Source organism: Streptomyces sp. M2CJ-2 (assembly GCF_016757295.1).
In the GTDB taxonomy this organism is placed as follows: domain Bacteria; phylum Actinomycetota; class Actinomycetes; order Streptomycetales; family Streptomycetaceae; genus Streptomyces.
This window is the reverse complement of sequence record NZ_JAESIF010000287.1, coordinates 1-547: the sequence shown is the minus strand read 5'-3', so window position 1 is coordinate 547 and position 547 is coordinate 1. Positions and strand designations below refer to the sequence as shown.

The following is a 547-nucleotide window of genomic DNA, read 5'->3' as shown; positions in this document are numbered from 1 at the left end:
TGAGGTCTTCTCGGCAACGTGACGGTTGCGGTGCGTGATGATGCCGGGCGGCGGGATGGTGACTCGATGCCGGACATGAGTGAAGCCCCTGGTAGGAACGGGTCTGCGAAGATCACGTTCCGTACAACCAGAGGCTCCACGTGACGTCCAGTATCACCTACACCGCCGTGCTCGATGTCCGCAGGGCGACCGCCGAGCACCTCGCGAGGCTGCTGCGCGGACAGCGCGAGCGGCTCGGGACCCGCAGGGGCACCCGCGCGCTGGGCGTCTTCAAACAGGCGGTGCTCGCGCTGCGCTGGTTCGTCGACGGCACCCGGCTGGCCCAGCTCGCCCGGGACAACGGCATTTCGGTGCCGACCACCTACCGCTACCTGCACGAGGGACTGACCGTCCTGGCCGACCACGCACCCGATCTGTCCACCGCTCTTGAACGAGCGGCGGCGGCCGGGTACACCCACCTCAACCTCGACGGCACTGTCATCCGCACCGACCGCGTGGCCGCCGCCGGCCCCAACAAGGCCGACCTGTGGTGGTCCGGCAAACACAA

General features: G+C 68.4%; 1 pseudogene. It reads left to right on the top strand.

Annotated features, from left to right (window positions below):
- Positions 1 to 209: 209 nt before the first annotated feature.
- A pseudogene (locus JL475_RS39335) lies at positions 210 to 547 on the top strand (IS5/IS1182 family transposase); the annotation flags it as partial.